Annotated in this window: 2 protein-coding genes and 1 pseudogene; 2 read left to right on the forward strand and 1 reads right to left on the reverse strand. The window is 77.4% G+C overall.

Annotated features, from left to right (window positions below; genetic code table 11):
- Positions 1 to 347, forward strand: a pseudogene (locus tag ABZW03_RS39335) (hypothetical protein); the annotation flags it as partial.
- 111 nt (positions 348 to 458) lie between these two features.
- Here ABZW03_RS39335 and ABZW03_RS39340 read toward each other — a convergent pair.
- Positions 459 to 1,316 (reverse strand): hypothetical protein, encoded by an 858-nt coding sequence (locus tag ABZW03_RS39340; RefSeq protein WP_355269458.1) that lies wholly within the window; start codon positions 1,314 to 1,316, stop codon positions 459 to 461.
- Positions 1,317 to 1,565: 249 nt separating this feature from the next.
- Here ABZW03_RS39340 and ABZW03_RS39345 point away from each other — a divergent pair, with 249 nt between their 5' ends.
- Positions 1,566 to 2,816, forward strand: coding sequence for a cytochrome P450 (locus ABZW03_RS39345; RefSeq protein ID WP_355269460.1), 1,251 nt, complete (start codon positions 1,566 to 1,568; stop codon positions 2,814 to 2,816).
- Positions 2,817 to 2,883: the final 67 nt, after the last annotated feature.

Genomic DNA, 2,883 nt, shown 5'->3' on the forward strand with positions numbered 1-2,883 from the left:
CCTGCCCGGTGTCGGGCGGGCCCTGGCGGCGGGCGCCGCCGCCTTCACCGGCCGCGAGGCCTACCTCGCCGACACCCTCGGGCGCCCGCCCGCCCGTCCCCGCCGCCGCCCCGCCGGAGGCCTGGTGGACGGCCTCCGGCCTCGGGCTCGGCCTGCTCTCCGCGCTGCTGGCCGTCGGCGTCGCCACCGCCGCCGTCCGCCGCGATCCGCGGCGCGGCACCGGCGGCCCGTACCGCGCCGTCGTCCTGCCGCTGCGCCGCCTGCACTCCGGCCTCCTGGGGGACTACGTCGCCTGGCTGGCGGTGGGGCTCGCCGCCCTGCTGGTCGCCCTCACCGCCCAGCTGTGACCGGCGGACGAGCTCGCCGAGGAGGGCCCTGGCACCCCGCGCCGCGCGGCCGCTCGCTACGGACCGCCCGCGGCCGGCTGGCCGCCGCGCACTGACCCCCAGGCTCCCGGGTCAGTCGGCGGAGGTCCTGGACCACTCCAGGTACTGCTGGCGGACGTATCCGCGCGCGTCCTCGCCGTCGGCGGTGACGCCGTCGTGCTCGGTCAGCCACCCCGCCGCGATCCGGGCTCGCACCACCTGGTCGCGGTCCGCGTCACCGCCCGCCAGCGCGAGCCGGTCGGCCAGGGCGGCGGTGCGCAGCAGGTGGGCGCGCCGGGTGCGGGGCGGGCTCTTGGGGGTGCTCCGGCGCCCGGCCAGCGCCCGCTCCTCCTCCTCGGCCCCCGGGGCGTCCGCGTAGGCCTGCGCCGCCGTGGGCACCGGACCGACCGGCACGCTCCGCACCGGCGGGGGCGGCATCCGCGGCAGCCCGTGGACGTCGAGCACGGCGTCGGCGAACTCCGGCCGGTCGACGGGCAGTTGGCGCCTACCGAACAGCGCGAACAGCTCGGCCAGGGCGGGCGGTTCGACGCCGCGCGGCCGGTCGTCCTCGGTGACGTGGACCCGGCCGAGCACCGGGCCCCAGGAGCGGCCCGGCGGGTCCACCAGGCGCAGCCGCAGGGTCAGGTGGTGAGCGCTGGTCTCGGTCTCCTCCGCGAACTCCATGGCCAGGCCGCGGATCCGCGACCAGGCGTAGCGGCGCGGGACCAGCAGCCGGACCAGGGTCAGCCCGTCCTCCTCCTCGCGCAGCCAGTAGGTGTGCGGCACCGCGAAGGCCGCCGCGACGGCGACCAGCACGCCGATCAGGGTGGCCTCGCCCGGGCCGGCGACGCCGGCTCCGGCCAGCGCGAGCATCGCCACCAGCGCCAGCGCGCAGCCGATCCCGATGTTGCCGCCCCACTGCCGCATGAACGACAGCCGTACCGTCCGCATCCCGCCCCCTGGTGTCCCCTGCGTGTGGCTCCACGCTCCCGGGCCGCCCCGGGCCCGGGCAAGCGTCGGCGGCCGGCTGTGACGGCCCCGTGACGAACCCGGCGCCGTGCGGGGCGGTGGGTGGGTGTCCCGACCGTCGGCCGGGTGGCTGAAACCGCGCTGAAACCGCGGTGAAGGCGCACCCCGGCAGGCTCCAGGCATCGAAACGGCCCGCCACCGGGCGGCCGAGTCACCGAAGGAGCAGCCGCCATGACCACCACGCCCGTCCAGCTCACCCCCGAGGACGTCGAGAACCCCGTCGGCGCCTACGCCCGGTTCCGCGACCAGGACGAGCTGCCGCTGGTCGTCCTGCCCGGGCTGGACACCCCGGTCCGGCTGGTCACCCGCTACGCCGACGTCAAGGCCGCGCTGTCCGAGCCCCGGCTGGTCCGGGACCGCACCGGGCTCGCCGCCCCGACCGGAGACGGTGCGGACCCGCAGGACGAGCTGCTGGCCGCCGCCTTCGACGCCTTCCCGGCCGAGTACGCCAAGTACCTCTCCGACCACCTCGCGCTGTTCGACGGCGAGGAGCACGCCCGCCGCCGCGGGCCGCTCACCCGCGCCTTCACCGCCCGCCGGATCGCCGCCCTGCGCGGCTTCGTCGAGCGCACCGGCGCCGACCTGCTGGCCGATCTCGCGGCCCGGTCCGAACCGGCCGACCTGCTGAACGAGTTCGCCTACCCGCTGACCACCCAGGTGATCTGCGAGCTGGTCGGCGTCGACGAGGCCGACCGGCCCCGGGTCTGCGACTGGATCCGCGACTTCGCGTACGGCGACGGCAGCCGGGCCGTCGAGGGCCTGGTCGGCATCGTCGAGTACACCAAGGAGCTGGTCGCCCGCCGCCGCGCCGAGCCCGCCGAGGACCTGGTCTCCGCGCTGGTGCACGACGTCCGCGAGGGCGAGCAGGCGCCGGACGAGGACTACCTGGTCGCGACGGTCTTCCTGCTGATCAACACCGGTATCACCCCGCCCGCGCTGTTCCTCGCCCACGGCCTGCTCGCCCTGTTCGACCACCCCGAGCAGCTGGCCCGGCTGCGCGCCGAGCCGCAGCTGCTGGAGCGGGCCGTGCCCGAACTGCTGCGCCACGTCAGCCTGGTGCGGATCGGCGCGACGGTGTACGCGGCCGAGGACTTCGCGTTCGCCGGGACGGCGCTGCGCACCGGCGACCCGGTCACCATCGCCCTGCTGGCCGCCGACCACGACCCGCGGGAGTACGGCGGGCGCCCCGAACGCCTCGACATCGCCCGGGAGTTCGGGCGCGGCGACGGCCACCTGGCGTTCGGCCACGGCGCGCACTACTGCCTGGGCGCGGCGCTCGGCCGGCTGGTCACCTCGGTGGTGCTGGACCAGGTGGTGATCCAGCGGCCGCAGGCGGCGCTCGGAGTCGCCCGGGAGGAGCTGGAGTTCGGCCACTGGCCGGCCGACGGCTTCCACCTGCTGCGGCTGCCGGTGCGGCTCTGAGCGGGCGCGTTGGCACCGGGCCCGGGGCTCAGGCGCCCACCAGCCGGCGCGCCTCGGCCGCCAGGGC

This window comes from Kitasatospora sp. NPDC004799, assembly GCF_040609095.1.
GTDB lineage: Bacteria > Actinomycetota > Actinomycetes > Streptomycetales > Streptomycetaceae > Kitasatospora.